This is a genomic window from Mangrovibacter yixingensis, assembly GCF_020523985.1.
Classification (GTDB): domain Bacteria; phylum Pseudomonadota; class Gammaproteobacteria; order Enterobacterales; family Enterobacteriaceae; genus Mangrovibacter; species Mangrovibacter yixingensis.
In genome coordinates this window covers 1261340-1285545 of record NZ_JAIVKM010000001.1, presented here as the reverse complement: position 1 = coordinate 1285545, position 24206 = coordinate 1261340, and the positions used below count along the sequence as shown (strand labels likewise).

At 47.4% G+C, this 24206-nt stretch carries 21 protein-coding genes; 14 read left to right on the top strand and 7 right to left on the bottom strand.

The features are described from left to right. Positions 1-72: 72 nt before the first annotated feature. Entirely contained in the window at positions 73-1299 is a 1227-nt protein-coding gene (gene mlc / locus LC084_RS06020; protein WP_226571150.1) for a sugar metabolism global transcriptional regulator Mlc, read from the bottom strand. Positions 1300-1432: 133 nt separating this feature from the next. Further along, positions 1433-2332, bottom strand: coding sequence for a LysR family transcriptional regulator (locus LC084_RS06015; RefSeq protein ID WP_226570214.1), 900 nt, complete (start codon positions 2330-2332; stop codon positions 1433-1435). Between the two features lie 124 nt (positions 2333-2456). Here LC084_RS06015 and LC084_RS06010 point away from each other — a divergent pair, with 124 nt between their 5' ends. Continuing rightward, a complete protein-coding gene (locus tag LC084_RS06010; protein ID WP_226570212.1) occupies positions 2457-3713 on the top strand; it encodes an MFS transporter in 1257 nt (418 codons plus the stop codon). A gap of 211 nt (positions 3714-3924) precedes the next feature. After that, positions 3925-5403: a carboxypeptidase M32 gene (locus LC084_RS06005; RefSeq protein WP_226570210.1), complete on the top strand. Its 1479-nt coding sequence runs from the start codon at positions 3925-3927 to the stop codon at positions 5401-5403. 80 nt (positions 5404-5483) lie between these two features. Here the strand turns inward: LC084_RS06005 and LC084_RS06000 are convergent, their stop codons facing one another. Beyond that, positions 5484-5960: a GNAT family N-acetyltransferase gene (locus tag LC084_RS06000; protein ID WP_226570208.1), complete on the bottom strand. Its 477-nt coding sequence runs from the start codon at positions 5958-5960 to the stop codon at positions 5484-5486. Between the two features lie 243 nt (positions 5961-6203). Between LC084_RS06000 and modD the strand changes: the two genes are divergently transcribed. From modD to LC084_RS05980, 4 genes are all read left to right on the top strand, one after another. Next, positions 6204-7034, top strand: coding sequence for a ModD protein (modD, locus tag LC084_RS05995; protein WP_226570206.1), 831 nt, complete (start codon positions 6204-6206; stop codon positions 7032-7034). 151 nt (positions 7035-7185) lie between these two features. Continuing rightward, positions 7186-7521 carry an acid resistance repetitive basic protein Asr gene (gene asr, locus LC084_RS05990; RefSeq protein ID WP_226570204.1) on the top strand — a complete coding sequence of 112 codons (336 nt, stop codon included), beginning with the start codon at positions 7186-7188 and terminating at the stop codon, positions 7519-7521. A gap of 330 nt (positions 7522-7851) precedes the next feature. Then, the gene (asr, locus tag LC084_RS05985) at positions 7852-8193 is read left to right on the top strand and encodes an acid resistance repetitive basic protein Asr (protein WP_226570202.1); all 342 of its coding nucleotides are present in this window, start codon (positions 7852-7854) and stop codon (positions 8191-8193) included. Between the two features lie 230 nt (positions 8194-8423). Then, a complete protein-coding gene (locus LC084_RS05980) occupies positions 8424-9242 on the top strand; it encodes a trypsin-like serine peptidase (RefSeq protein ID WP_226570200.1) in 819 nt (272 codons plus the stop codon). 79 nt (positions 9243-9321) lie between these two features. Here LC084_RS05980 and LC084_RS05975 read toward each other — a convergent pair whose 3' ends face one another. Both LC084_RS05975 and smrA read right to left on the bottom strand, forming a co-directional pair. Then, on the bottom strand, positions 9322-10134 hold the full coding sequence (locus LC084_RS05975) for a Cof-type HAD-IIB family hydrolase (RefSeq protein ID WP_226570198.1): 813 nt from the start codon (positions 10132-10134) through the stop codon (positions 9322-9324). A 35-nt stretch (positions 10135-10169) separates the two neighbouring features. Further along, entirely contained in the window at positions 10170-10733 is a 564-nt protein-coding gene (gene smrA / locus LC084_RS05970) for a DNA endonuclease SmrA (protein WP_226570196.1), read from the bottom strand. A gap of 1206 nt (positions 10734-11939) precedes the next feature. Between smrA and fnr the strand changes: the two genes are divergently transcribed. Together fnr and uspE are read left to right on the top strand one after the other, a co-directional pair. Further along, the gene (gene fnr, locus LC084_RS05965; protein ID WP_226571149.1) at positions 11940-12692 is read left to right on the top strand and encodes a fumarate/nitrate reduction transcriptional regulator Fnr; all 753 of its coding nucleotides are present in this window, start codon (positions 11940-11942) and stop codon (positions 12690-12692) included. Between the two features lie 135 nt (positions 12693-12827). Beyond that, on the top strand, positions 12828-13781 hold the full coding sequence (uspE, locus tag LC084_RS05960) for a universal stress protein UspE (RefSeq protein WP_226570195.1): 954 nt from the start codon (positions 12828-12830) through the stop codon (positions 13779-13781). Between the two features lie 131 nt (positions 13782-13912). Here uspE and pntB read toward each other — a convergent pair whose 3' ends face one another. Continuing rightward, positions 13913-15298, bottom strand: a complete 1386-nt coding sequence (gene pntB / locus LC084_RS05955) for a Re/Si-specific NAD(P)(+) transhydrogenase subunit beta (protein WP_226570193.1) — start codon at positions 15296-15298, stop codon at positions 13913-13915. Between the two features lie 10 nt (positions 15299-15308). After that, the gene (gene pntA / locus LC084_RS05950; RefSeq protein ID WP_226571148.1) at positions 15309-16844 is read right to left on the bottom strand and encodes a Re/Si-specific NAD(P)(+) transhydrogenase subunit alpha; all 1536 of its coding nucleotides are present in this window, start codon (positions 16842-16844) and stop codon (positions 15309-15311) included. 537 nt (positions 16845-17381) lie between these two features. Between pntA and ydgH the strand changes: the two genes are divergently transcribed. The 6 genes from ydgH to tus all read left to right on the top strand — a co-directional run bounded on the left by ydgH (position 17382) and on the right by tus (position 24196). Continuing rightward, positions 17382-18326 carry a DUF1471 family protein YdgH gene (gene ydgH / locus LC084_RS05945; protein ID WP_226570191.1) on the top strand — a complete coding sequence of 315 codons (945 nt, stop codon included), beginning with the start codon at positions 17382-17384 and terminating at the stop codon, positions 18324-18326. 253 nt (positions 18327-18579) lie between these two features. Next, positions 18580-19962: an amino acid permease gene (locus LC084_RS05940; RefSeq protein WP_226571147.1), complete on the top strand. Its 1383-nt coding sequence runs from the start codon at positions 18580-18582 to the stop codon at positions 19960-19962. A 34-nt stretch (positions 19963-19996) separates the two neighbouring features. Continuing rightward, positions 19997-20716: a dihydromonapterin reductase gene (folM, locus tag LC084_RS05935; protein ID WP_226570190.1), complete on the top strand. Its 720-nt coding sequence runs from the start codon at positions 19997-19999 to the stop codon at positions 20714-20716. Positions 20717-20756: 40 nt separating this feature from the next. Next, a complete protein-coding gene (gene rstA, locus LC084_RS05930) occupies positions 20757-21476 on the top strand; it encodes a two-component system response regulator RstA (RefSeq protein WP_226570188.1) in 720 nt (239 codons plus the stop codon). 388 nt (positions 21477-21864) lie between these two features. Further along, entirely contained in the window at positions 21865-23145 is a 1281-nt protein-coding gene (gene rstB, locus LC084_RS05925) for a two-component system sensor histidine kinase RstB (RefSeq protein ID WP_226570186.1), read from the top strand. A 124-nt stretch (positions 23146-23269) separates the two neighbouring features. After that, the gene (gene tus / locus LC084_RS05920; protein ID WP_226570184.1) at positions 23270-24196 is read left to right on the top strand and encodes a DNA replication terminus site-binding protein; all 927 of its coding nucleotides are present in this window, start codon (positions 23270-23272) and stop codon (positions 24194-24196) included. The last annotated feature ends 10 nt before the right edge of the window (positions 24197-24206 follow it).

Sequence of the window (24206 nt, the reverse complement as noted above, 5' to 3'; positions counted from 1 at the left end):
CAGAAATTCTAAAAGAATCCTCAGACAGCCAGTTTGAGGTAGCGCAATTTTTAGTGTGGTTACTTTAAATTGTTACCCTTGTAACAGACGAATGAGTAAAGAACCGCTATACATTGCGTCTTTTACCAGCGCCGCACCCGCCATAGTGCCACGGTTATTGAATTGAGTAGACTCCACCCGAATATGCCTGCTGTAAGCAGGTAGTGACTGTTGGTGAATGCAATTTGTCATGGCCGGGTACAAAATAGCAGCGGCCCGATTCAGCGGTGAACCAATAAGTATTTTTTGTGGGTTAAATAAATTCACCATGATTGCCAGAATTCGCCCAACATTGGTGCCCACGCCAGTAATAATATCTTTCGCCAGTAGATCCCCTTTTAGAGCAGCATCACACAGAGATTCGACGGTTAAAGGCTGATCATGCAGCATACTGCTCATCGACTGACTCAAACGTTGCTGAGCCAGCTCCAGAACACTGTCGGTACTGGCTATGGTTTCCAGGCAACCGTGGTTACCGCAATAACAGCGTTTACCCCAAGGATCGACTTGGGTATGCCCGATTTCAACCAGGCTACTGCTGCCAGCATGCAGTAATCGCCCGTCAGTTATCACCCCTGCGCCCACATTGTGATCAATGACGACCTGAATGATATCCCGCGCCCCGCGGGATGCGCCAAACAGTGACTCAGCCATAGTCCATGCGCTGATATCATGCTGAATATACACGGGCACACCAGTATGGCTTTCAAGGGTGCTGCCAAGTGGCATTTCTTTTACATCGGTATAAAACGGCATACTGTGCACAATGCCATTTTCTGTATCAATAATCCCCGGCAAGGTGATGGCAATAGCGGTTAACCGCTCAAGGCGCGACTGATTACGTGTAAAGAACGCATCCACCTCTTTGACAAGGCGTTCAAGGAATGGCGCTTCACCTGACGGCGCAAAGGGCAGATTTTCTTCTACCACACCTTTACCACTCAGGTCGCGTAGTGCCAGGCATACCTCACCCCGAGAAATACGGACAGACAGATAATGCCAGGCTTCCGTTTCTACCTGTAAGCCTATTGCTGGGCGGCCACGGCTTCCTGGTTCCTGAATTTCAGTCTCCTGAACCAGGTGTACTTCCAACAGTTCGCGCACTATTTTAGTGATACTGGCGGGTGCCAGTTGCGCCAAACGAGAAAGGTCTATACGGGAAACCGGGCCGAGTTGATCAATCAGGCGATAAACTGCACCTGCATTGGTCTGCTTAATCTGATCTATATGGCCAGGCTGGTTGTCAACCACTACGGACAGCTCCCTTTATTTTCGCGCTTCGAAATAATCTTCATCGCTATGGTGAAGCACTTCAGCACCCGGCGTCAAATATTTACCCAGCCTTGTGAATTAACGCACATTTTTGCCCGTATGCTGGCGATTTATTAACCCTTTATTGACCTTTGATTGATGATATTAACAGCGTTTTGAAATGCTGTGCCGCTGCACTCTGTTCATGATGGCGTGACCAAACCAACCACATTTCTGAAACAGCATCATGTACGTCCAGGGGCACCCAGACCATCTCCTTGAGTTGCACTCGCCGAAAAGAAGCAGGCAGGATAGAAACCCCAAGCCCCGCAGAAACCAGCCCAATTATGGTCATAGCCTCTCCCACTTCCTGCGTAATTTGTGGGGTCAAGCCATAACGACGTAATAACCCGAGAATTTCGTCATACAACCCTGTTCCCACATGAGGGTCGAAAAAAACAAAAGGTTCTTTAGCCAGTTCCGTTAAGGCAATGACCGGTTGGTGTGCAAGGTGGTGGTCCATAGGAAGCATAGCCAACAAAGGCTCTCGTAGAATGACCTGCCATTCAAGGGTATCTGGCAATGTGGTATTACGCATCAGGCCAAGATCCAGCGCCCCTTCACTTAACGGCGCAATTTGTGCGCGCGTGTTGATTTCAACAGTTTGCATATGTACGCCAGGATAATGACGGCGAAAAGCAGATAGCGAAGCAGAGACAGACTTAATAAATGGCGCGGAAGAAGTGAAACCCAGGCGTAATTCACCAATTTCCCCCAAGTGCAAACGTTCGGCCCGGGTTGCCGCAGCCTCAACCTGGATAAGAATTTGCCGGGCATCTGCCAAAAATTGCTTGCCTGCCGCGGTAAGGCTGACACTACGGTTGGTACGGGCTAATAAGCGTGCGCCAATTTGTTGCTCCAAAATTTGAATTTGCTGGCTCAACGGCGGCTGGGAAATATTCAAACGGGCTGCTGCGCGCCCAAAGTGGCACTCTTCTGCAACCGCAATAAAATAACGTAAATGACGTAATTCTATATTCATATTTTTAAAATATTATTTGAGATTATTAATATATTAGACAGAATAATCGAAAATTCCTACCCTACACCAAGTGGTTACCCCGTCCCATTGAATGCGGGGGAAGAGAAAAGAATTAGGGATTCGTGTGAGCCGTACAACCATCGTCACCTCTGCGCCGGATAGAGTTATTGACGGTAACCCCTCTGAAGCACCGGTTAGTTCTGAATTTATCAAGCGTGGCACCCCCCAGTTTATGCGTGTGACACTTGCCTTGTTTACAGCAGGCCTGGCAACATTCGCATTACTCTATTGTGTACAGCCTATTTTGCCGATTCTCTCCCATGAGTTTGGCATTTCTGCTGCCAGCGCCAGTATTTCTTTGTCAATGTCCACGGGGTTGCTGGCAATTGGCTTGCTGTTCACCGGGCCACTTTCTGATGCCATTGGGCGTAAACCCATTATGGTCGCAGCGTTGTTACTTGCTGCTGGTTGTACGATCCTTGCAACTGTTATGCCCACTTGGCAAGGGATCCTGGTTATGCGCGCGCTGACAGGCCTGGCACTGAGTGGTGTTGCAGCTGTAGGGATGACTTACCTCAGTGAAGAGATTCACCCAAGTGTTGTCGCCTTCTCTATGGGGCTGTATATCAGCGGAAATTCAATTGGCGGCATGAGTGGGCGTTTGATTACCGGTGTGGTAACGGACTTGTTCTCCTGGCGTATCGCCATGGGCTTCATTGGTTGTTTTGCACTGGCTTCGGCCTTTATGTTTTGGCGTATTTTGCCTGCTTCACGTCACTTTCGCCCTGTATCATTGCGCCCGAAAACGTTGCTGATTAACTTCCGTCTGCACTGGCGGGATGATGGCCTGCCTCTGCTGTTTGCGACCGGTTTTTTATTAATGGGCGCGTTTGTCACGTTATTTAACTATATAGGTTACCGCCTGATGTCTGCGCCCTGGTTTCTGAGCCAGGCCGTGGTTGGGCTTTTGTCTGTGGTTTACCTGACCGGGACCTGGAGTTCGCCCAGAGCGGGAGCCATGACCAATAAATATGGCCGCGGTCCGGTTATGATTTTGTTCACAGCTATCATGTTGTGTGGTGTGCTTATCACATTGTTTAATAACCTGTGGGCGATTTTTGCCGGGATGTTGCTATTCTCAGCAGGGTTCTTTGCCGCCCATGCGGTTGCCAGTGGCTGGATTGGGCAGCGCGCCCGACGGGCCAAGGGCCAGGCATCATCATTATACTTGTTCAGTTATTATTTGGGCTCCAGCCTCGCAGGCACCTTAGGTGGCGTTTTCTGGCATAACGCCGGTTGGCCAGGAGTTGCCGGGTTTATCGCACTTTTACTTTGCCTGGCGCTTTGCACAGGAGCGCGGTTGCATTACAAGGCACACTAGAAAATGTAAGCCTCTTATTTATGGCATGCTCAACCAGGCAACGTGAATAAGAGGCAGTAAATATATACCGTTCCACACTCCATGCCTGCCCCCAGTTATTTTTCCCTGTCAAGGTTTTACATCCATCTGTAGAGCCTTGTTCACTTGCATGCAATATCTGTGTTATTGATGGGTTACCTGACTCGTTAATTTGGAAATATAAGGCCTGAGAATGCCCAACGCTTACCAGAAACTTACTCATCGCTTCCAGCGACTGTCTCGCTTTGCACACCTTGGCGCCATCGCTGGCTGGGATATGCAGGCCATGATGCCACCGAAAGGTGCCGCCGCCCGTGGTGAAGCCCTGGCTGAGCTTCGTTTATTGCGCCACCAGTTACTGACCGAACCGGTTGTGGGAGACTGGATTGCCGAAGCACAAACATTACCCCTGAGTAGCAGTGAGCAGGCCAACCTGCATGAAATAACCCGGCAATACACACTGGCGACCGTGTTACCCGGTAACCTGGTTGAAGCGCAGTCACTTGCCGGTAGCCGCTGCGAACACGCCTGGCGCACCTTGCGGGCCAATAATGACTGGGAAAGTTTTGTGCCGTTGTTAAAAGAAGTGGTCTGTCTCGCCCGGGAAGAAGCAACATTACGCGCAGAGGCAACCAGTGTTTCTCGTTACGATGCCTTACTCAATCTGTACGAACCAGGCATGAACAGTGCCAAACTCGATACACTTTTTGGTTCAGTGAAAAGCTGGCTGCCGGAGCTGACTCAGCAGATTATGGCTCGCCAGGCCGACTTCCCGCTGGTTACCCCGCAAGGCCCGTTTTCAACTTCGTTACAACGGGAAATAGGCCTGGATGTAATGAAAGTGCTGGGTTTTGATTTCGAGGCTGGCAGGCTGGATATCAGTGCCCACCCTTTCTGTGGCGGCGTACCGGAAGATGTACGAATCACCACAAGGTATAGCGAAGATGACCTGTTCAGTGCCCTTTTTGGGGTGATCCATGAAACCGGTCATGCTCGTTATGAGCAAAATTTGCCACATGAATGGCGGGGGCAACCAGTAGCAGAGGCTCGCTCTATGGGTATTCATGAGTCGCAAAGCCTGTTTTTTGAAATGCAGGTTGGCCGCCACCCTCTGTTTTTAAAACAGCTACGCACCCTGGTTTTACAGCATTTTCCTCAACAACCGGCGCTTGAAGAAGGCAATTTCATCGCCTGGAACCACCGTGTTACTCCAGGGCTTATTCGTGTTGATGCTGACGAGGTAACTTACCCAGCGCATGTTATTTTGCGCTATGAGATAGAGCGCGCGCTGGTGGAAGGTAATATTGAGGTCGGTGACATTCCTGATTTGTGGAATGAGAAAATGCAGGCATCTCTGGGGCTTTCCACTCAGGGTAATTACCGCGATGGTTGCATGCAGGATATTCACTGGACTGATGGTAGTTTTGGGTACTTTCCTACCTACACATTAGGTGCCATGTACGCAGCGCAGTTTATGGCGACAATCCGCCAGAAACTGGATATAGATGAAGTTATCCGCAGCGGAAACCTGGCTCCAGTATTTAGCTGGTTGAGTGTCAATATTTGGAATAAAGGTAGCCTGCTGGCAACTGACGAATTAGTAAAACAAGCGACTGGTGAGTCACTGAACCCTGACCATTTCCGTCAACATTTAATTACGCGTTATTTATAACACCTATTTCGGAGGTGCTTCATAACACCTCCGATTTAATAACGAGTGACCTGCTGGTAATGGGTTAACAAAGCATTACCTCAATCTTGAATACTCTTGCTCATGTTGATTCCAGTCACCCCAAAACCGACTGCCTCATATACATGCCTTGCCCGCTCGTTGTCACCAGCCACGCGAAGCCTTATCTCTGTAAAACCCTGCTTCTGCATCTCGTGCTCAAATTCCCAAAGCGCATGTTTCCCCAACCCCTGCCCCTGGCAAGTGTCGAAGATGTAAAAATCATAAATGTAAACAGAGCGCATAATGGCATCAGGTTTATACCATAAATACCCAATATGCTTTTCTGAATCATCTGAGTGAGAGATTAAACATACCAACACATGGCCCGACGTTTTTACTCCGCCAGGCAGGCTTTCAGCTATTTCTTTGTTTGCTCTGGCAAGGGCGTCATCAGGAGTAAGTTTATAGTTTGCTGAAATCTCGCGAGCGTAATCAGTAATGAAGTATTCCAGGTAGCCCGGATATTCATACTCGCGCATTGGGCGAAATTCGATCATTGCAAAACCTTTATTTTATGCCAGAAATATATAAGCATATATTGCCATACCCAGTACAAGCAGTATCATTTTATTCCCTTTTTCAATCAGTTTTTGCCTGAAGAATATAATTAGCACAGATTTGTGCACAGCAATATGCTGTTGATAACTACTCACTGCCCCCTTTAGCTTCTGTGATTGCCAGATAACAGAAAGCGAGTCATGATGGCTCTGTGCATTTCCCATACAAAATGCGAGGTTTTTATGGACAGAGTTCTCAGTGATGAAGCTATCTTGCAGTTATTGAATGACGATGCCCCGTGGGGTGATCTGACAACATCTTTATTGATCCCAGCGAAAACAACTGCACGTGTCGATTTCAGTGCGCGCTACCCCATGACTCTGTGCGCCGCAGAAGAAGCCGCACGTATGTTCCAACTGAAAGGTGCCACACTAACTTTTGTACAACCTTCTGGTTCACAACTGAACCCGGGGGATGTCATTCTCAGTGCGTCGGGTTTGGCTGCAACGCTCCTTACCGTGTGGAAGTCCGCACAGGTTTTAGTGGAATGGGCCAGTGGCATAGCCAGTGCAGCCCGTGAAATGGTCGACAATGCTCAAGGTGTTCCTGTCGCCTGCACACGTAAACAAGTGCCTGGCACTAAAGCCCTTTCCATAAAAGCCGTACATGCAGGTGGCGCGATGATGCACCGGTTTGGCGTATCGGAGAGTATTCTGGTGTTTGCCGAACACCGGCAGTTTTTTCACACCTGCTCTGGAAAGACGCTGTTTCAACTTAAGCAACGTGCGCCTGAGCACCGCGCTATTGTAGAAGTTCATAATATTGAAGATGCCATGCACTGGGCGCAGTCGGGGGCCGAAATATTGCAACTGGATAAATTCAGCCCGGCAGATATTCGCCTGTGTAAAACGCATATTGAGAAGGCTGGCCTGGCAACCCGTCTGGGAATAGCGGGTGGTGTTAATCCGGGCAATATCCACGAGTTCATTGCTGCAGGTGCTGATTTTATCGTCACATCCTGGCCGTACTATGCAAACCCCAAAGATGTTCAGGTAAATTTTATTCCCGAATAGTTTTATATGTAATTCATTGTTTTATAAAAATTAAAACCATGTACAAAGCGTTACATACCGATACCTTTAACTCACGGAAAACCGGTATTTGGGTACTTATAGTAATAAGTACCCCACTTTCGGGGAGATGGAAGTTACTGAGGGTACTAATATGAATAAAGTTCTGGCACTGGTTGTTGCTACCGCTATGGGTATTTCTTCTGCCGCTTTTGCTGCTGAAACGACAGCGGCACCCGCAACCCCTGCTGCCACAACTGCAGCAGCACCTGTTGCGACGGCAACCCACACAAAGGTGATGCATATAAAACATAAAAAAGCCGAAACAGTGCAAAAAGCGCAGGCCGCCAACAAGCACCACAAAAAAGTGGTGAAGAAACATGAAGCTGCGGCACCCGTTGCACAAAAAGCGCAGGCAGCTCAAAAACACCATAAGAAAGTCGTGAAAAAACACGAAGTGACTAAACCGGCTGTAAAACCCGCTGCTTGATTCTGAATTTTCTGCCACTTTATTTAATCACACCCGGTTTCTGCCGGGTGTTTTTTGGAGGTACTGGATGTTGAGCCGCTACAGGTTTGAAATCATCCTCACCTGCCTGGTTATCTGCGCAGTCATCACCGCCTGCCTTTACATTTTTTAACCACTCTTTATTCTTGATTTTTAGTAATTAAATATCAATAAGTTACAACAAATCTAATTTGTACATACCGTTACATACCGATACCAATCACATACTGAAGCGCCGTTATTTCCCTCGTATAGTTGCTTTCAACGGCCCCGCAGTGGGGTTTAACACTGAAATAATTCGAGGATTTCGCAATGAATAAAGTTCTGGCGCTGGTTGTTGCCGCTGCTATGGGTCTCTCTTCTGCTGCTTTTGCCGCTGAAACTACTGCTGCGCCTGCAGCTGCTGCCGCCACTCCTGCTGTGGCTTCTGCACCAGCAGCAACTGCTCACCACAAAAAAGTGACTCATAAAAAACACAAAAAAGCGGCTACTGAACAAAAAGCTCAGGCTGCTAAAAAACACCACAAAAAAGTAGTGAAAAAACACGAAGCCGCTAAACCGGCTGCTCAGAAAGCCCAGGCTGCTAAAAAACACCATAAAAAAGTAGTGAAAAAACATGAAGCCGCTAAACCGGCTGCTCAGCCTGCTGCATAATTAATAGTGCAGTAACCTTAAGGTAAACACCCGGTTATCCGGGTGTTTTTTTATCTTTTTTACGGCGAAAGACACACAGAAAAACAAACCACACACCATCACATTCCTTAATCTTAATTATCTGGTCATTTAACAGGGTAGTTTGCTGATTTTATTCCTTCTTCTTTATAGCCTGTTATAGTTATCTGACTGGAACTTAATCATCCACTGTGACGCCGTTAGAGAGTGTTATGCGCAAAGCTCCTGTTATTCTGCTGGGTATATTGTTTCTGCTGCCTGCGTGGGTTCATGCAGATGATGAGGACCTCAGCCCTCAGGAAATTAAGACATTATTTTTTGGCAGAGATGACCGTGTTGCAGTCAGTAACCCACAAGATGCACCGTGGGCTGCAATTGGGCAGTTAGAAACTGCCAGCGGCAACTTATGCACTGCGACACTGATAGCCGACAATGTTGCCTTGACGGCTGGCCACTGTTTGCTGATGCCCCCCTACGGCAAACGTGATAAAGCGGTTGCACTGCGCTTTATTTCTTCGAAGGGTGTATGGCGCTATGAGATTCATGATATTGAAGGCCGTGTTAATAGCGCACTTGGCCATAAACTCAAGCCCGACGGCGATGGCTGGATAGTGCCACCTTCGGCTGCTGCCGATGATATCGGTATTGTTATTCTACGCAATCCCCCTTCAGGGATTACCCCGCTGCCATTATTTGACGGTGACCGCCAGGCACTGATTAATGCGCTCAAACAAACAGGGCGTAAAGTTACACAGTCTGGTTATCCCCTTGATCACCTTGACCAGCTTTTTACTGATAGCGATTGTTTAATAACCGGCTGGGCACAGCGTGCTGTGTTATCTCACCAGTGCGACACCTTACCTGGCGATAGCGGTTCCCCCATACTTCTGAAAAAAGATAATCAGTGGAAAATCATTGGGGTTCAGAGTTCGGCACCGGCACCAAAAGATCGCTACCGGGCAGATAATCGTGCCATAGCAGTTACCGGTTTTCGGGATACAATTGAGAAACTGACTGCCGGGTTACATTAATCGCTCTTATGCCAGGTGACTAAGCGTTGCAACATACTCCCGGCGCACTAATGCGCATGTACGCACGCCGGGGGCAATATCATTTGAATGGGGGTTGGTGTTGCAACACTGCGTCAATCACATCCAGTGCGCCACTTTTGTTGTTGGATACGGTTTGGTATGCCGCGGTATCTTTTACGGCTTGCGCGGCATTAGCCATCGCAAATGAAAAACCGGCATAGTGCAACATTTCCACATCATTGGCACTATCACCCACCGCCACCAGTTGTTCAGGTGACACATCCCAACGCTTCAGCAACCTGCGCAAACCACTGGCTTTATGAGAGCCGGGAATAATCAGGTCGACAAAACCATAACCACTGGTAACCGGGTGGATAACACCATCAAGAGCATGATTCAGCTTGCTTACCAGCTCTGGGATATGTTTATCGTCAAGGTTCAGTGAATATTTGAAGATTGTGTCATCAATTTGGTAAACATCTGCCACTGGCTGCAGCCGATGATAATGTTTTTTCATCAGAGCGATAAACGCTTCACTGGCTCCTTGCTGGTACCAGGCACTATTGAGCCCGCATGTCACATAATTGATGCCATCAAAACCCGCCAGCACATCGGCAATTTTTCGGGTATCCGCTTTGCTCAATTCCCCATGATGAACTTGCTCACCCTGGTCATAAATAAGAGCGCCATTTTCAGCAACAAAGGCGATGTTGCCCTGGATTTCCGGGAAAAAAGAAATGAGTTGGTAATACTGGTTACCACTGGCGACAACAAATCGAATACCTTGTTCAGCCATGGACTGGTACTGGCGCATAAATCTTTCTTTATCATATGTTTTTTGATCAGTAAGAAAAGTGCCATCCATATCTACTGCAATAACCTTTATGTTCATACCACCTCAATACCCATACCCAAAAGCAAAAAATGTTAACGGCTCCGTTTAGCGTGCCGTTCCCAGGTTTCTTCTTTTGCTGCCTGCGATTTACGCAAAACAACATAACAAGCACCACTGCCTCCCTGGTTGTCTGCAGCACGGCAAAAAGCCTGTACAGACTCAAATTCAGTGAGCCAACGCGCCAGAAAACTACGAATTACATTAGCATGAGAGCGATCTTCCCTGCCTTTCCCATGAATAATTAATAAATTACGCAGACCAGCACGCTCAGCCTGCACAATAAACTCGAACACTTGCTTGCGGCATTGGGCAACAGGCATACGTAATAAATTCAGGCTTGCCTGTTGTTGATACTTCCCATTGCGGAGCTTCTCAACAACACCTTGCTGAAGGCCTACTTGCTGGTATTCCAGCGGTTCACTCAGCGGAATAACATCAAGAAAGCCCGTTGTCAGGAAATTTTCATCCTCCTGGTAGTATACACGCTTGTCAAAACTGGGCTTTGTTGCCGGTTGCCACTGTGTATGTTGGTTTGATTTGAGTGGTTTTACATCAGACATGGCATCAAGAAAAAAGGCTTTGTCGTCAGGGTTCATACCAATCCTCCAGCATCAGACCCGTTCCAGTTTTATACTATACCTCAAATGACAGGTGATGCGACAAGACCGGATTTCACTGAATAATTTGTTTCATTACTTTCCCGGTAGTCACCCCTTTTCAAGGTTTCCCTCCAACCAGAGAGACCGATGTCGTTGGGTTGTATGCCACTCCAGCCTGGAAAGTCCGCCTCTTTTTATTATCTGTAATCTGTCATTACTATTTCCTTTTATTTACCCTCATAGTTAAGCGAGGCTAAAATAACAGTCGCACTCACACAGTAAGTAAAAACTATTCTTTTTATTTACATGCCGGGCAATTAACCATAGCAACATAGCGGATATAGCATTTATTAGGCAGATTTCGTGAAATCAGTCACTGCATGCAACAGGAAAAATTTAGGTTTGTGTTATATGATTAACACGGTGCAAATAAAGGAGCACTGTTAAATACAAAATGGATAATAGCTTGCTGTGTGAAATTGAGGGTCTGATTGATGTCGTCAGGCTCTTTTTTTTGCTTAAAAACCATATAATTAAAAATTAATTTACTTTAGAAACATCATCTTGAAATACCTCTATTACAGCGCATCAGACCTGACCACTTGATAAAAATATTGACAAACCCATTTTAGGCTCTACTTTTCGTTCGCAAAAAGTTATTATAAGGTGAAGTTTATGAGAATGGTTTTCATGGGAAATATATTCTCTCAATCTTTTCTTGTTTGAATATTTCGGCAGATAACAGCCTCACCTGATATCATTACAAGCATCCCACCCCTTTATTCAGATGCCAGAAATGCACATATTCCCCGCTACATTTGTTGACCTAAGGTAAATTCTTTACAATACACCAATGAGTGCTCGCTTTTTAACCATCATGATTTATGAATCGCGTAGCACCAGTAATTCCGGTTAAGTATTATTTGTTACTGGTGTTCCCAGTGAGAGTTTTTACGCGTGCATATCGTGATTACGGAGCGATCTCCTCAGAGCCTGTTTTACCCGGTTGCAGGTGACATTTTGTGCGCTTTAACCGTTACATTATGGTGTGGTTCCAAAACTCTTTCAGAAATTTCAAGAAGATGGTGAGTACATTTTGGGCAAGCTGTTTCATTCTTAGTGGCCAGGTGTTTCGTCACACTGTACCTTGCCGCCAAAAAGATGTTAAAATTGACTAAAATCAATTATGGCCTGAGCAAACCTATGATCCCAGAAAAGCGAATTATACGACGCATACAATCGGGCGGATGTGCAATCCACTGCCAGGATTGTAGTATCAGCCAGTTGTGTATCCCATTCACATTGAATGAACATGAGCTTGATCAACTGGATAATATCATTGAACGTAAGAAGCCAATCCAGAAAGGCCAAACACTGTTCAAGGCGGGTGATGAGCTCAAATCACTCTATGCTATTCGCTCAGGCACTATTAAGAGCTACACCATCACTGAGCAAGGTGACGAACAGATTACTGGCTTCCATTTAGCCGGAGACCTGGTTGGTTTTGATGCTATTGGTGCTGGTCACCATCCGAGCTTTGCTCAGGCACTTGAAACATCAATGGTTTGCGAAATTCCGTTTGAAACATTGGATGACTTATCCGGTAAGATGCCAAATCTTCGCCAACAAATGATGCGCCTTATGAGTGGCGAGATTAAAGGTGACCAGGACATGATTCTGCTTTTGTCCAAGAAGAATGCAGAAGAGCGACTGGCTGCGTTTATCTATAACTTGTCACGCCGTTTCTCTCAACGCGGCTTTTCTCCCCGTGAATTCCGCCTGACTATGACTCGCGGTGATATCGGTAATTATTTAGGCCTGACTGTAGAAACCATTAGCCGCTTGTTAGGCCGCTTTCAGAAAAGCGGAATGCTGGCAGTAAAAGGCAAATATATTACTATCGAAAACAGTGACGAGTTAGCTGTACTGGCTGGTCAGTCAAAAAGCGTAGCCTAGACCTTCCAAATCTGCCGAATTGTTAAATTTTACTGATTTATTGATCCGGCAGACTTTTTCCCCTGTTTCATTCCCTGCTTATAGGTTACTCTTGATTTAAGCTGTAATTACAGTTTGTTGTAAGGAGACCCTTGTATGGCAAAGTTTCATAACATGTTGGTAGCTATCGACCCAAATCAGGATGATCAACCTGCATTACGGCGTGCGGTGTACCTGCACCAACGGATTGGCGGTACTATTAAAGCATTCTTACCGATTTATGACTTTTCTTATGAGATGACAACATTGTTGTCCCCGGATGAACGAACAGCGATGCGTAAAGGGGTGGTTGCTCAACGTACTGCCTGGATTAGAGAGCAAGCACAGTATTACCTTGAAGCCGGAATTCCTATAGATATTAAGGTGGTTTGGCACAATCGCCCTTACGAAGCCATTATTCAGGAAGTGCTGGCCTGCGGGCACGATTTAGTGCTGAAAATGGCACACCAGCACGACAAACTGGAATCAGTTATTTTCACCCCAACAGACTGGCACTTGTTACGTAAATGCCCTTGCCCGCTTTGGATGGTAAAAGATCAGGAATGGCCCGTTCACGGTAAGGCACTGGTTGCAGTCAACCTGTCCAGTGAAGAGCCCTATCACAGTGCACTCAATGAGAAACTGGTTCGTGAAACCATAAGTCTGGCTGAACAGGTAGACCATACCGAAGTCCATCTGGTCAGCGCCTATCCTTCCACACCGATTAATATCGCTATCGAATTACCCGACTTTGATCCCAGTATTTATAATGATGCAATTCGTGGACAGCATTTGCTGGCAATGAAAGCTTTGCGCCAACAATATGGCATTCCAGAGAACCTGACTCATGTTGAGAAAGGCCTGCCGGAAGAAGTTATCCCAGACTTAGCCACTCACCTTGAAGCAGGGATTGTTGTACTGGGAACAGTTGGCCGTACCGGGCTTTCAGCAGCATTTTTAGGAAATACAGCTGAACAGGTAATCGACCATTTGCGCTGCGACTTACTGGCATTAAAACCAGATGACTATCAGTCGCCGGTATTGCCAGAAGACAGCGTTGATGCCTCATAAACAAACATTGTTTATTAAGTAAAAACCTGGCGATAAAAGCCGGGTTTTTATTTTCCAGTAGGACGTTACAAAAAAAAGCCCCGGTTACCTTATGGTTTCCGGGGCTTTGCATTTTCGGTCTGATTACATGGTTACAGAGCTTTAAGAATAGCATCCACGCTGGCTTTGGCATCACCAAACAGCATTTGAGTATTCTCTTTAAAGAACAATGGGTTCTGGACCCCTGCATAACCAGTATTCATAGAGCGTTTGAATACCACCACGTTCTGCGCTTTCCACACTTCAAGCACTGGCATACCCGCAATAGGGCTTTTCGGGTCATCTTGCGCTGCCGGGTTAACCGTGTCGTTAGCACCAATGACCAAAACTGTATCAGTGTCGGCAAAATCATCATTGATTTCATCCATTTCCAACACGATATCATAAGGTACTTTTGCTTCGGCAAGGAGAACGTTCATATGCCCAGGTAACCGCCCGGCAACCGGGTGAATACCGAAGCGCACTTTAATGCCGCGCGCACGCAATTTTTCGGTAATTTCCGCAACCGGATACTGTGCCTGGGCTACCGCCATACCGTAACCCGGAGTGATGATTACCGACGTAGAGTTTTTCAGCATTTCAGCCGTGTCTTCCGCGCTAATCTCACGGTGTTCGCCGGTGACTTCTTCGCCACCAGTGCCACCATCAGAACCGAAACCACCCGCAATCACACTAATAAAGGAGCGGTTCATTGCCTTACACATGATGTACGACAGAATAGCCCCAGACGAACCAACCAGCGCACCAGTAACAATCAACAAATCGTTACTCAGCATAAAACCTGCCGCCGCAGCTGCCCAACCGGAATAGGAGTTCAGCATCGAGACCACCACTGGCATGTCCGCACCACCAATAGATGCCACCAAATGCCAGCCGAAAGCCAGTGCTATCGCAGTCATTACCAGTAATGCAAAGACCTGTGTTCCCACGCTGTCCGTGCGAACAAACATGACAAGTAGCAGGAAGGAGACTACCAGTGCGGCCAGATTCAGTTTATGGCGATGTGGCAGCATTAATGGTTTTGATGAGATTTTTCCACGCAGTTTGCCAAAAGCGACCACTGAACCCGTGAAGGTAACCGCACCAATAAAGATACCAAGGAAGACTTCCGTTAAGTGGATGTTTTCCATAACGGCTTCCATCCCCGGAGCGTGATCAAGGTAGCTGTTGAAACCAACCAGCACAGCAGCAAGGCCAACAAAGCTGTGCAGAATTGCCACCAGCTCAGGCATTTCTGTCATTTCAACTTTACGGGCAAGATGAATACCGATGCCGCCACCAATCACCATGGCAACCAGAATCCAGACAACATTACTGGTATCCGGCCCAAAAATGGTTGCTACCAGTGCAATAGCCATCCCTGATACGCCAAACACGTTGCCCTGTTTTGATGTCTCATGGCGGGAAAGCCCGGCAAGACTGAAAATAAACAGGATCGCGGCAACAATGTATGCAGCTGTAACTAATCCTCCAGACATTTGTTACCCCTTAATTTTTACGAAACATTTTCAGCATGCGCTGAGTCACGGTGAAACCACCGAAGATGTTAATACTGGCAATTAATACCGCGACAAAGCTGAGGAAACTAACCCAGCCGCCATGGCCTATCTGCAGTAGAGCCCCTACAACAATAATCCCGGAAATGGCATTGGTGACTGACATCAAGGGAGTGTGCAAGGCATGGCTCACATTCCAGACCACGTAATAACCAACCACACAGGCCAGCGCGAATACAGTAAAGTGACCCAGGAACTCTTTCGGTGCCACAGTAGATAACCAGCCGAAGAGGATAATCACCAGGGCAAGGAACGCATATTTCCGCCACGGAGAAGCGGCTTTTTCTGGTGCAGCAGGCTCAGCTGCTTTCGGTTGCGCAGCCTGCGCTTGCGGTTGTGCTGAAACCTGAATCGGTGGTGCAGGCCAGGTAACTTCACCTTCACGCACGACAGTAACCCCGCGCACCACGACATCTTCAAAATCAATGGTGACGATACCGTCTTTGTCTTTGCACAAAAGCTTCATCAGGTTTACGAGGTTAGTACCATACAACTGAGAGGATTGTGTTGGCAGGCGGCCCGGTAAATCGGTATAGCCGATGATTTTGACACCATTTGGCGTCACGAAAACTTCACCCGGCACGGTATATTCACAGTTGCCGCCATTTTGCGCTGCAAGGTCAACCACAACACTACCAGGTTGCATACTGTCGACCATTTCACGGGTAATAAGTTTTGGTGCTGGTTTGCCCGGAATCAGTGCTGTAGTGACGATGATATCGACTTCTTTTGCCTGAGCAGAGAAGAGAGCCATCTCAGCCTTGATAAAAGCTTCTGACATGACTTTCGCGTAACCATCACCGCTGCCCGCTTCTTCTTCAAAATCAAGCTCAAGGAACTCAGCGCCCATACTTTGCACTTGTTCTTTCACTTCAGGACGGGTATCGAATGCCCGAACTATTGCCCCCAGGCTGTTCGCAGCGCCGATCGCCGCCAGGCCAGCGACGCCTGCTCCAATCACCATCACTTTCGCGGGCGGGACTTTACCTGCCGCGGTGATTTGCCCAGTAAAGAAGCGGCCAAATTCGTGAGCGGCCTCAACAATAGCCCGATAACCAGCAATGTTCGCCATTGAGCTCAATGCATCCAGCGCCTGCGCACGTGAAATACGTGGCACCGCATCCATCGCCATGACATTAATATTGCGTGTGCTGAGCATAGCCATTAAGTCTGGATTTTGAGCCGGCCAGATAAAACTGACCAGGGTTGCGCCATCACGCATCTGCTCAACTTCACTTTGCTCAGGCGCATTCACTTTAAAAATGACATCAGATTGCCAGGCTTGTGCAGTATCCACAATCTCTGCACCCGCCTGGACATAAGCATCATCATCAAAGCTTGCGAGTTTTCCGGCGTCATGTTCAATGACGACATCAAACCCGAGTTTACGCAGCTGTTCCACCGTTTTCGGCGTTGCGGCAACCCGGGTTTCACCGTTGAGGCGTTCGAGAGGTACACCAATACGCATAGTTTTCCCTTCCATCTATTTCTCGTGATGGTTTTAATGAAAATGAGAAAAAAGACGTACAACCGGCATTTTGACCGACTGACGACTTTTTAATCTGCAAGAAAATCCTGTTGTAACAATGTTTCTATAACCTACTGAAAATAACGCCTGTGATCTATATCTCAGGTCTTACATTTCTCATCTGAACAGTGAAAGTGTAGTCAGGTGCACATTCAGGTAATATTTTTTACTTATATTTTTAAGAAAAGTGACACATTCAGCCACAATCTACGGTTAAAACGCGATCCGATTTTTTGCCTTCCGGCAGTAGTTAACATTACCGTAACTTATAAAAGTGATAAGGATTAGCGAATATACTGATAAAGCGGCTATTTTCTATAAATATCACAAAATGATATTGCAGCATGTGAAGGGAAATGCATTAACCGCCAAAATTGGCGAAGACAGTAAAGCTATTCAATGTAATAATCGAGCGATACACAACAGTATTATAAGGCTGTAATCAGTACTTTTTATGCGCAAGGCGAAGGATTAACTATGAATTTTAAGTACACCCTGCTGGCGTCCACTCTCTTTTCTGTGGTGGCAGTATCGGCTCATGCCGCAACTGAACTGACGCCAGAAAAAGCAGCTGCATTAAAACCCTATGACCGTATCGTGCTAACTGGTCGTTTTAACTCCATTGGCGATGCAGTTGCCGCCGTGTCCAAAAAAGCGGACAGTCTGGGTGCAGCATCATTTTATATTGTTGACTCACATGATTATGGCAATAGTGGTAACTCGCGAGTTACCGCCGACATCTATCATGCCGATGCAAAAGAAGCAGAAAAAACCAAAAACCGTATCATTGAAGGCGTAATGGAATTACCGAAAGATCAGGCGATCGCTCTGGAACCATTTGATACGGTAACTGTGCAGGGTTTCTACCGCTCACAACCTGATGTTAACGCAGCCATTGCCAAAGCAGCTAAAGAAAAAGGTGCAGCATCTTTCTACATTGTTCGCCAAATGGATACTAACCAGGGCGGAAACCAGATGATCACAGCCTTTATCTATAAAGCGGATGCCAAAAAACGTGTTCTGCAGAGCCCTAACGCCATTCCTGCGGATTCAGAGACTGGCCGTAAACTGCTGGCAGAAGGTGGCGAAGCCGCGAAGAAAGTTGAAATTCCAGGCGTAGCTTCTTCAGGAATGCTGAGCAGTGATGTAGGCCGGTTCTTTGAGACGCAGTCCTCTCAGGGTGGCCGTTACACCGTAACACTGCCAGACGGCACAAAAATTCAAGAGCTGAATAAAATCACTGCTGCGCAAATGGTTCCTTTTGATAGCATCAAATTCACGGGCCACTACGCCAGTATGACTGATGTCTCTTACAATGTTGCCAAACGCGCAGCCAAAGCGGGTGCAAAATATTACCATATTACCCGCCAGTGGCAGGAACGTGGCGGCAACATGACTATTAGCGCCGATCTGTACAAGTAACCTTTTTAGTTATCACTAAAGCAGCCTGGAAACTGGCTGCTTTTTCTTTCTGAGTCTTCGCTGTTACCCCTAATCTCGTGACCTGTATAACACTGCCCTGACTGTTTTTTTGCCATTCAGCGTTTTTTCTGGCTTAAGTCATTGCATGCAGTTTTCACAGCCATTAAAATCCCGCGCCTTAGTAAGGCTCACCATTTTTATGCGTCCTGACGAAATAATTATTCTGATTGATGCAGCTACTGACAGGTTGTTAATGGAAAAAAAACTTGGCCTTGCGGCCCTGACTGCGCTGGTCTTAAGCTCTATGTTGGGTGCTGGCGTTTTTAGCTTGCCGCAAAATATGGCGGCCGTTGCCAGCCCCGCGGCGTTACTTATCGGCTGGGCGATAACAGGAATAGGGATCCTGCTTCTGGCTGGTGCCATGTTGCTGCTGACACGTCTTCGTCCGGATCTGGATGGGGGTATTTTTACCTATGCACGGGAAGGATTTGGTGAATTAATTGGCTTCTGTTCTGCCTGGGGTTACTGGCTGTGTGCTGTTATTGCCAATGTGTCCTATCTGGTTATTGTCTTCTCCGCGCTGAGTTTTTTCACTGACAGTCCCGGCCATACAATTTTGGGTGATGGTAACACCTGGCAGGCAATTATCGGTGCGTCCTGCCTGCTATGGATTGTTCATGCACTGGTACTGCGTGGGGTACAAACCGCGGCAGGAATCAACCTGGTCGCCACGCTGGCAAAATTATTACCACTGGGTTTATTTATTGTTCTGGCCGCCCTCGCCTTTGAGTTTTCTCGCTTTGAGCTAGATTTTACCGGTATCGCACTGGGCGTTCCGGTATGGGAGCAAGTCAAAAACACCATGCTAATCACCTTGTGGGTGTTTATTGGTGTAGAAGGCGCTGTTGTTGTGTCTGCCCGAGCCAGGCATAAAAAAGACGTTGGCCGTGCCACATTACTGGCAGTTGTTGCAGCATTAGTGGTTTATTTATTGGTCACCTTACTCTCATTAGGTGTTGTCAGTCGGCCTGAACTGGCAGCCATACGGAACCCATCTATGGCTGGTATTATGGTCGAAATGATAGGGCCATGGGGTGAAGTGATTATTGCCGCAGGCCTGATTATTTCGGTATGTGGTGCTTACCTGAGCTGGACTATTATGGCTGCAGAAGTACCTTTACTTGCCGCCACACATAAAGCATTTCCGCGCATTTTTGCCCATCAAAACAAAAACAATGCTCCAGCTGCTTCACTGTGGTTAACCAATATTAGTGTTCAGGCTTGCCTGGTGCTTATCTGGCTGACTGGCGCTGATTACAACGCGTTGTTGAATATCGCTTCAGAAATGATTTTGGTGCCTTATTTGCTGGTGGGTGCTTTTCTGGTGAAGATGGCCCGTTCACCAATACACAATGTTATTGGTTATGGTGCCTGTGTGTACGGCATTTGGTTACTGTATGCTTCCGGGCTGATGCATTTATTACTTTCCGTGGTATTGTACGCCCCCGGGATACTGGTCTTTATCTACGCCCGCCGCACACACAGGGATAATACCCAACTGCGATGGCTGGAAAAAGTAGGTATCAGCCTGATTCTGTTAGCTGCCTTCCCTGCTACATGGTTGTTGGTAAGCTAACTGCATGACATAACCATAACGAAAAGGTAACGCAATGAGCCAGGTTCAACCCATCCTGATAACGGGCGGCGCACGCCGAATTGGCCTGGCACTGGCGCAGCATTTTGTTTCCCATCAGCAGCCTGTTGTCATCAGTTACCGCACCCATTACCCGGTAATCACTGAACTGGAGCAAGCTGGGGTTTGCTGTATTGCCGCTGATTTCTCTACCGATGACGGTGTGCTTCATTTCGCCAACCAGATTAAAGAGCAGTACCCTGGTGGTTTGCGTGCAATTATTCATAATGCCAGCCAGTGGATTGCTGAAGGTGGAGCAACCAGTGATGCGGATGTGATGACAGCCATGCTGCAAATTCATGTTCGTACACCCTATTTACTCAACCAGGCGCTGGCGAGTATGTTAGGTACCGAAGAAACTGCCAGTGGCGACATCGTACATTTTACGGATTATGTTGTGGAACGTGGCAGTGATAAACATATTGCCTACGCTGCAAGTAAAGCCGCACTTGATAACTTAACCCGCTCGTTTGCCCGCGCATTAGCGCCACGCATTAAAGTCAATGCCATTGCGCCTTCCCTTATCATGTTCAATCCTGAGGATGACGAGCATTATCGCCAAAAAGCGCTGGACAAATCATTAATGAAAGTTGCGCCTGGCGAGCAAGAGATCATCCAGCTGGTAGATTACTTGCTAGGTAGCCAGTATGCTACCGGGCGGACCTTCGCTGTTGATGGTGGGCGACATTTACGCTAATGACATTAGCGATATTCGGCAGGACAATTAACACCACATTATGACTAAAATCGTTTTTGTTGAAGATGACCCAGAGGTTGGGTCATTAATTGCGGCCTGGTTAGGCAAACACGACATAGATGTCATTATTGAAACCCGCGGGGATCAGGCTGAAGCCGTTATTGCAAAGGAAAAACCTGACCTGGTTCTTCTGGACATTATGTTACCCGGTAAAGACGGTATGTCTTTATGCCGTGATCTGCGCCCTAAATGGGATGGTCCGATTGTTTTACTCACATCACTTGATAGCGACATGAACCACATATTGTCTCTTGAGATGGGTGCCAGTGATTATATTCTCAAAACAACACCACCAGCCGTTTTACTCGCTCGTTTACGCCTTCATTTACGCCAAAATGCCGGGCCGCAGGCAGCCTCTACGCTTGTTCCCCGGCCACAACAGACCATTCGTTTTGGCACCTTCTGTATTGATCCCCTGAATCGCCAGGTAACACTGGGTAAAGAGACCATTTTGCTCTCAACAGCAGACTTTGACCTGTTATGGGAACTGGCCAGCCATGCGGGGCAAATTATGGACAGGGATATGCTGCTGAAAAATTTACGGGGGGTCAGCTACGATGGGCTGGACAGAAGTGTCGATGTTGCCATTTCCCGGTTACGCAAGAAATTACACGATAGCGCAACGGAGCCATATCGGATAAAAACCATCCGCAATAAAGGTTACTTATTTGCTCCCCACGCCTGGGAAACCTCACGCTAGAGCCTGTTTCAGATAAAAAAAGAGGGCCGGCGACATCAACACGGCCCTCAGAAGTATCACTACGCTATGGTTATCAACATAAGGTGAATCACTATCAACACCTTCGGTGCGAAGAGTAGCTGATAGTGCTACACCCCTGCGTACTGAGGTTATCGGCAGGCCGTGAAGTTTCCTTAACGAAAATTTCTCTTTTTTTTCTATGGTCCAACCAGATAGTTGCTGCGCATGGAGTTCCCCTCTTGCCACCTCGCGTTGACACCTTATTAGCCTCACGCTGCATGAATTGGACGCCAAAAATACATTTCAGAGTATACTTTGCATCGCCATCCATAAGCCGTTTGTTACAGTACCTGCGGCTTAACTTGAGTGCGTACCTTAACGGTGGACTATGAAGAAACTTTTTATTCAGTTCTATTTACTGCTGTTTGTCTGCTTTCTGCTAATGGCAATGTTGGTTGGGCTGGTCTATAAATTCACTGCAGAACGTGCCGGCCGCCAATCACTTGACGACCTGATGAAAAGCTCGCTTTACCTGATGCGTAGCGAATTACGTGAAATACCACCTCGAGACTGGAACAAGACGCTCAACGATCTGGACTTTAATTTATCCTTCAAACTCCACATTGAACCGCTTAACAATTTCCACCTGGATAATGCGACGCAACAACGCCTTAAAGAAGGCGATATTGTGGCATTAGACCAGGAATATACGTTTTTACAGCGTATCCCCCGTAGCCACTATGCTCTTGTCGTCGGCCCGGTTCCTTATCTGTTTTTCCTGCACCAAATGCGCTTGTTGGATGTCGCACTTATGGCATTCATTGCGATATCACTTGCCGTTCCTGTATTTATTTGGATGCGTCCTCACTGGAAAGACATGCTGAAACTGGAATCGGCCGCACAACGTTTTGGCGATGGTCACCTTGACGAGCGCATCCATTTTGATAACGGTTCCAGCTTTGAACGGCTGGGGATTGCATTTAACCAAATGGCCGGTAACGTCAACACGCTAATCTCCAGTAAAAAACAACTGATTGATGGTATTGCTCATGAGTTGCGCACCCCGCTGGTACGCTTACGTTATCGGCTTGAAATGAGTGACCGTCTATCTGCTGAAGAATCACAAGCGTTGAACCGGGATGTCAGCCAGTTAGAAGGGTTAATTGAAGAACTGTTGACCTACGCCCGGCTCGACCGTCCACAAACGGTACTTAACTTGACCGAAATAGATTTACCGCTCTGGCTTGAAGAACGCATTGATGATGTGCGCTTCATTCACCCAGAGCGTGAGATAGCGTTGGATATTCCCCAACAAACGCTCACCTGCCGCGTTGACTTGCGCCTTATGGAAAGAGTGCTGGATAACCTGGTAAATAATGCCCTGCGCTATAGTGAACAACGGCTTCACATCGCACTGGCTATTACCGATGACAAAGTAACATTATCCGTCGATGACGATGGCCCGGGTATACCGGAAGAAGAACGTAGCCGGGTATTCGAGCCTTTTGTTCGTTTAGATCCAAGCAGAGACAGGGCCACAGGCGGCTGTGGTTTAGGGCTGGCGATTGTGTATTCTATCGCTGCAGCTATGAATGGAGAAGCCAGCGTACAAAATAGCCCATTGGGTGGCGCAAGGCTGAGCTTTAGCTGGCCTTTACAACGCGCATAATACGCACCGAACGCGCTCCTGCTAAACCAACCTGGCTCGGTGGTTAATAGTGATTTCTTGTGTCACAATACAAGTATGTTGTAACTATAGTGTTATTCAGCTCACTCACTGACAGGAACTGTCCATGACAACTGCCGAATGTTCTCAGGCACTCAAAAAAACGTTTAGTCATATTGAACACCAAACTGCTGTGTTAACCGAGGCATTGTCAAGTTGCCGGGCAGTTGCGGCGCGGACTTTTGCACTCCCAGAACGGCTGAAAGGCACCGAACAAGACGATATTGATGAAATAACAGTGACAGCACTTGCGGGCCATGCAGCCAAAACCCGCGCGCTATTGCATTTCCGCCATTTTTTTATCCAGCAACAATCTGCCAGGCAAAGCAGCAAAGCAGCGGTACGGCTACCCGGCGCACTGTGCCTTGCGGTTAACAGCACTCAATACGCCGAGCTAAGTACACTGATTGACGATATCAACCAGCATAAACAGGCACTAAAAGAACTCATTACACAAACGGTAAACTTACCCGCTACCGCCCGTTTCGAATGGGTTCACCAACACCTGCCAGGGCTTATAACCCTCAATGCCTGGCGCCAAATCACGCTGTTAGAAAACCCTTCTTCAATTAATTTTGGGTGGGCAAACAAACAGATCATTAAAAATCTCACCCGTAATGAAGTGCTGGTGATGCTGGAAAAGAGCATGAAGGCGAAGCGCTCAGTTCCACCCTGGACTCAAGAACAATGGTTCGAGCATGTTTCGCGCGAGTACCAGGATGTTGCAGCTTTACCAGAGCAGGCTAAGTTAAAAATACGCCGCCCGGTAAAAGTACAACCCATAGCCAGAGTATGGTTTGCAGGGCAACGAAGGCAGCAACAGTTCGCCTGCCCTTCGCCCTTATTAGTGTTGTGCCAGGAGCACACTGCAGTGCCTAATCTTGGTGACTTGCTCAACTATGAGGCCTCAGGTGTTACCTGGCGGCATAAACCAGAAGCACAGCGAGGGCACTTACTGATCCCCCGCCTGCATTTATGGTTGATGGACAACTAGCATTCGCGCA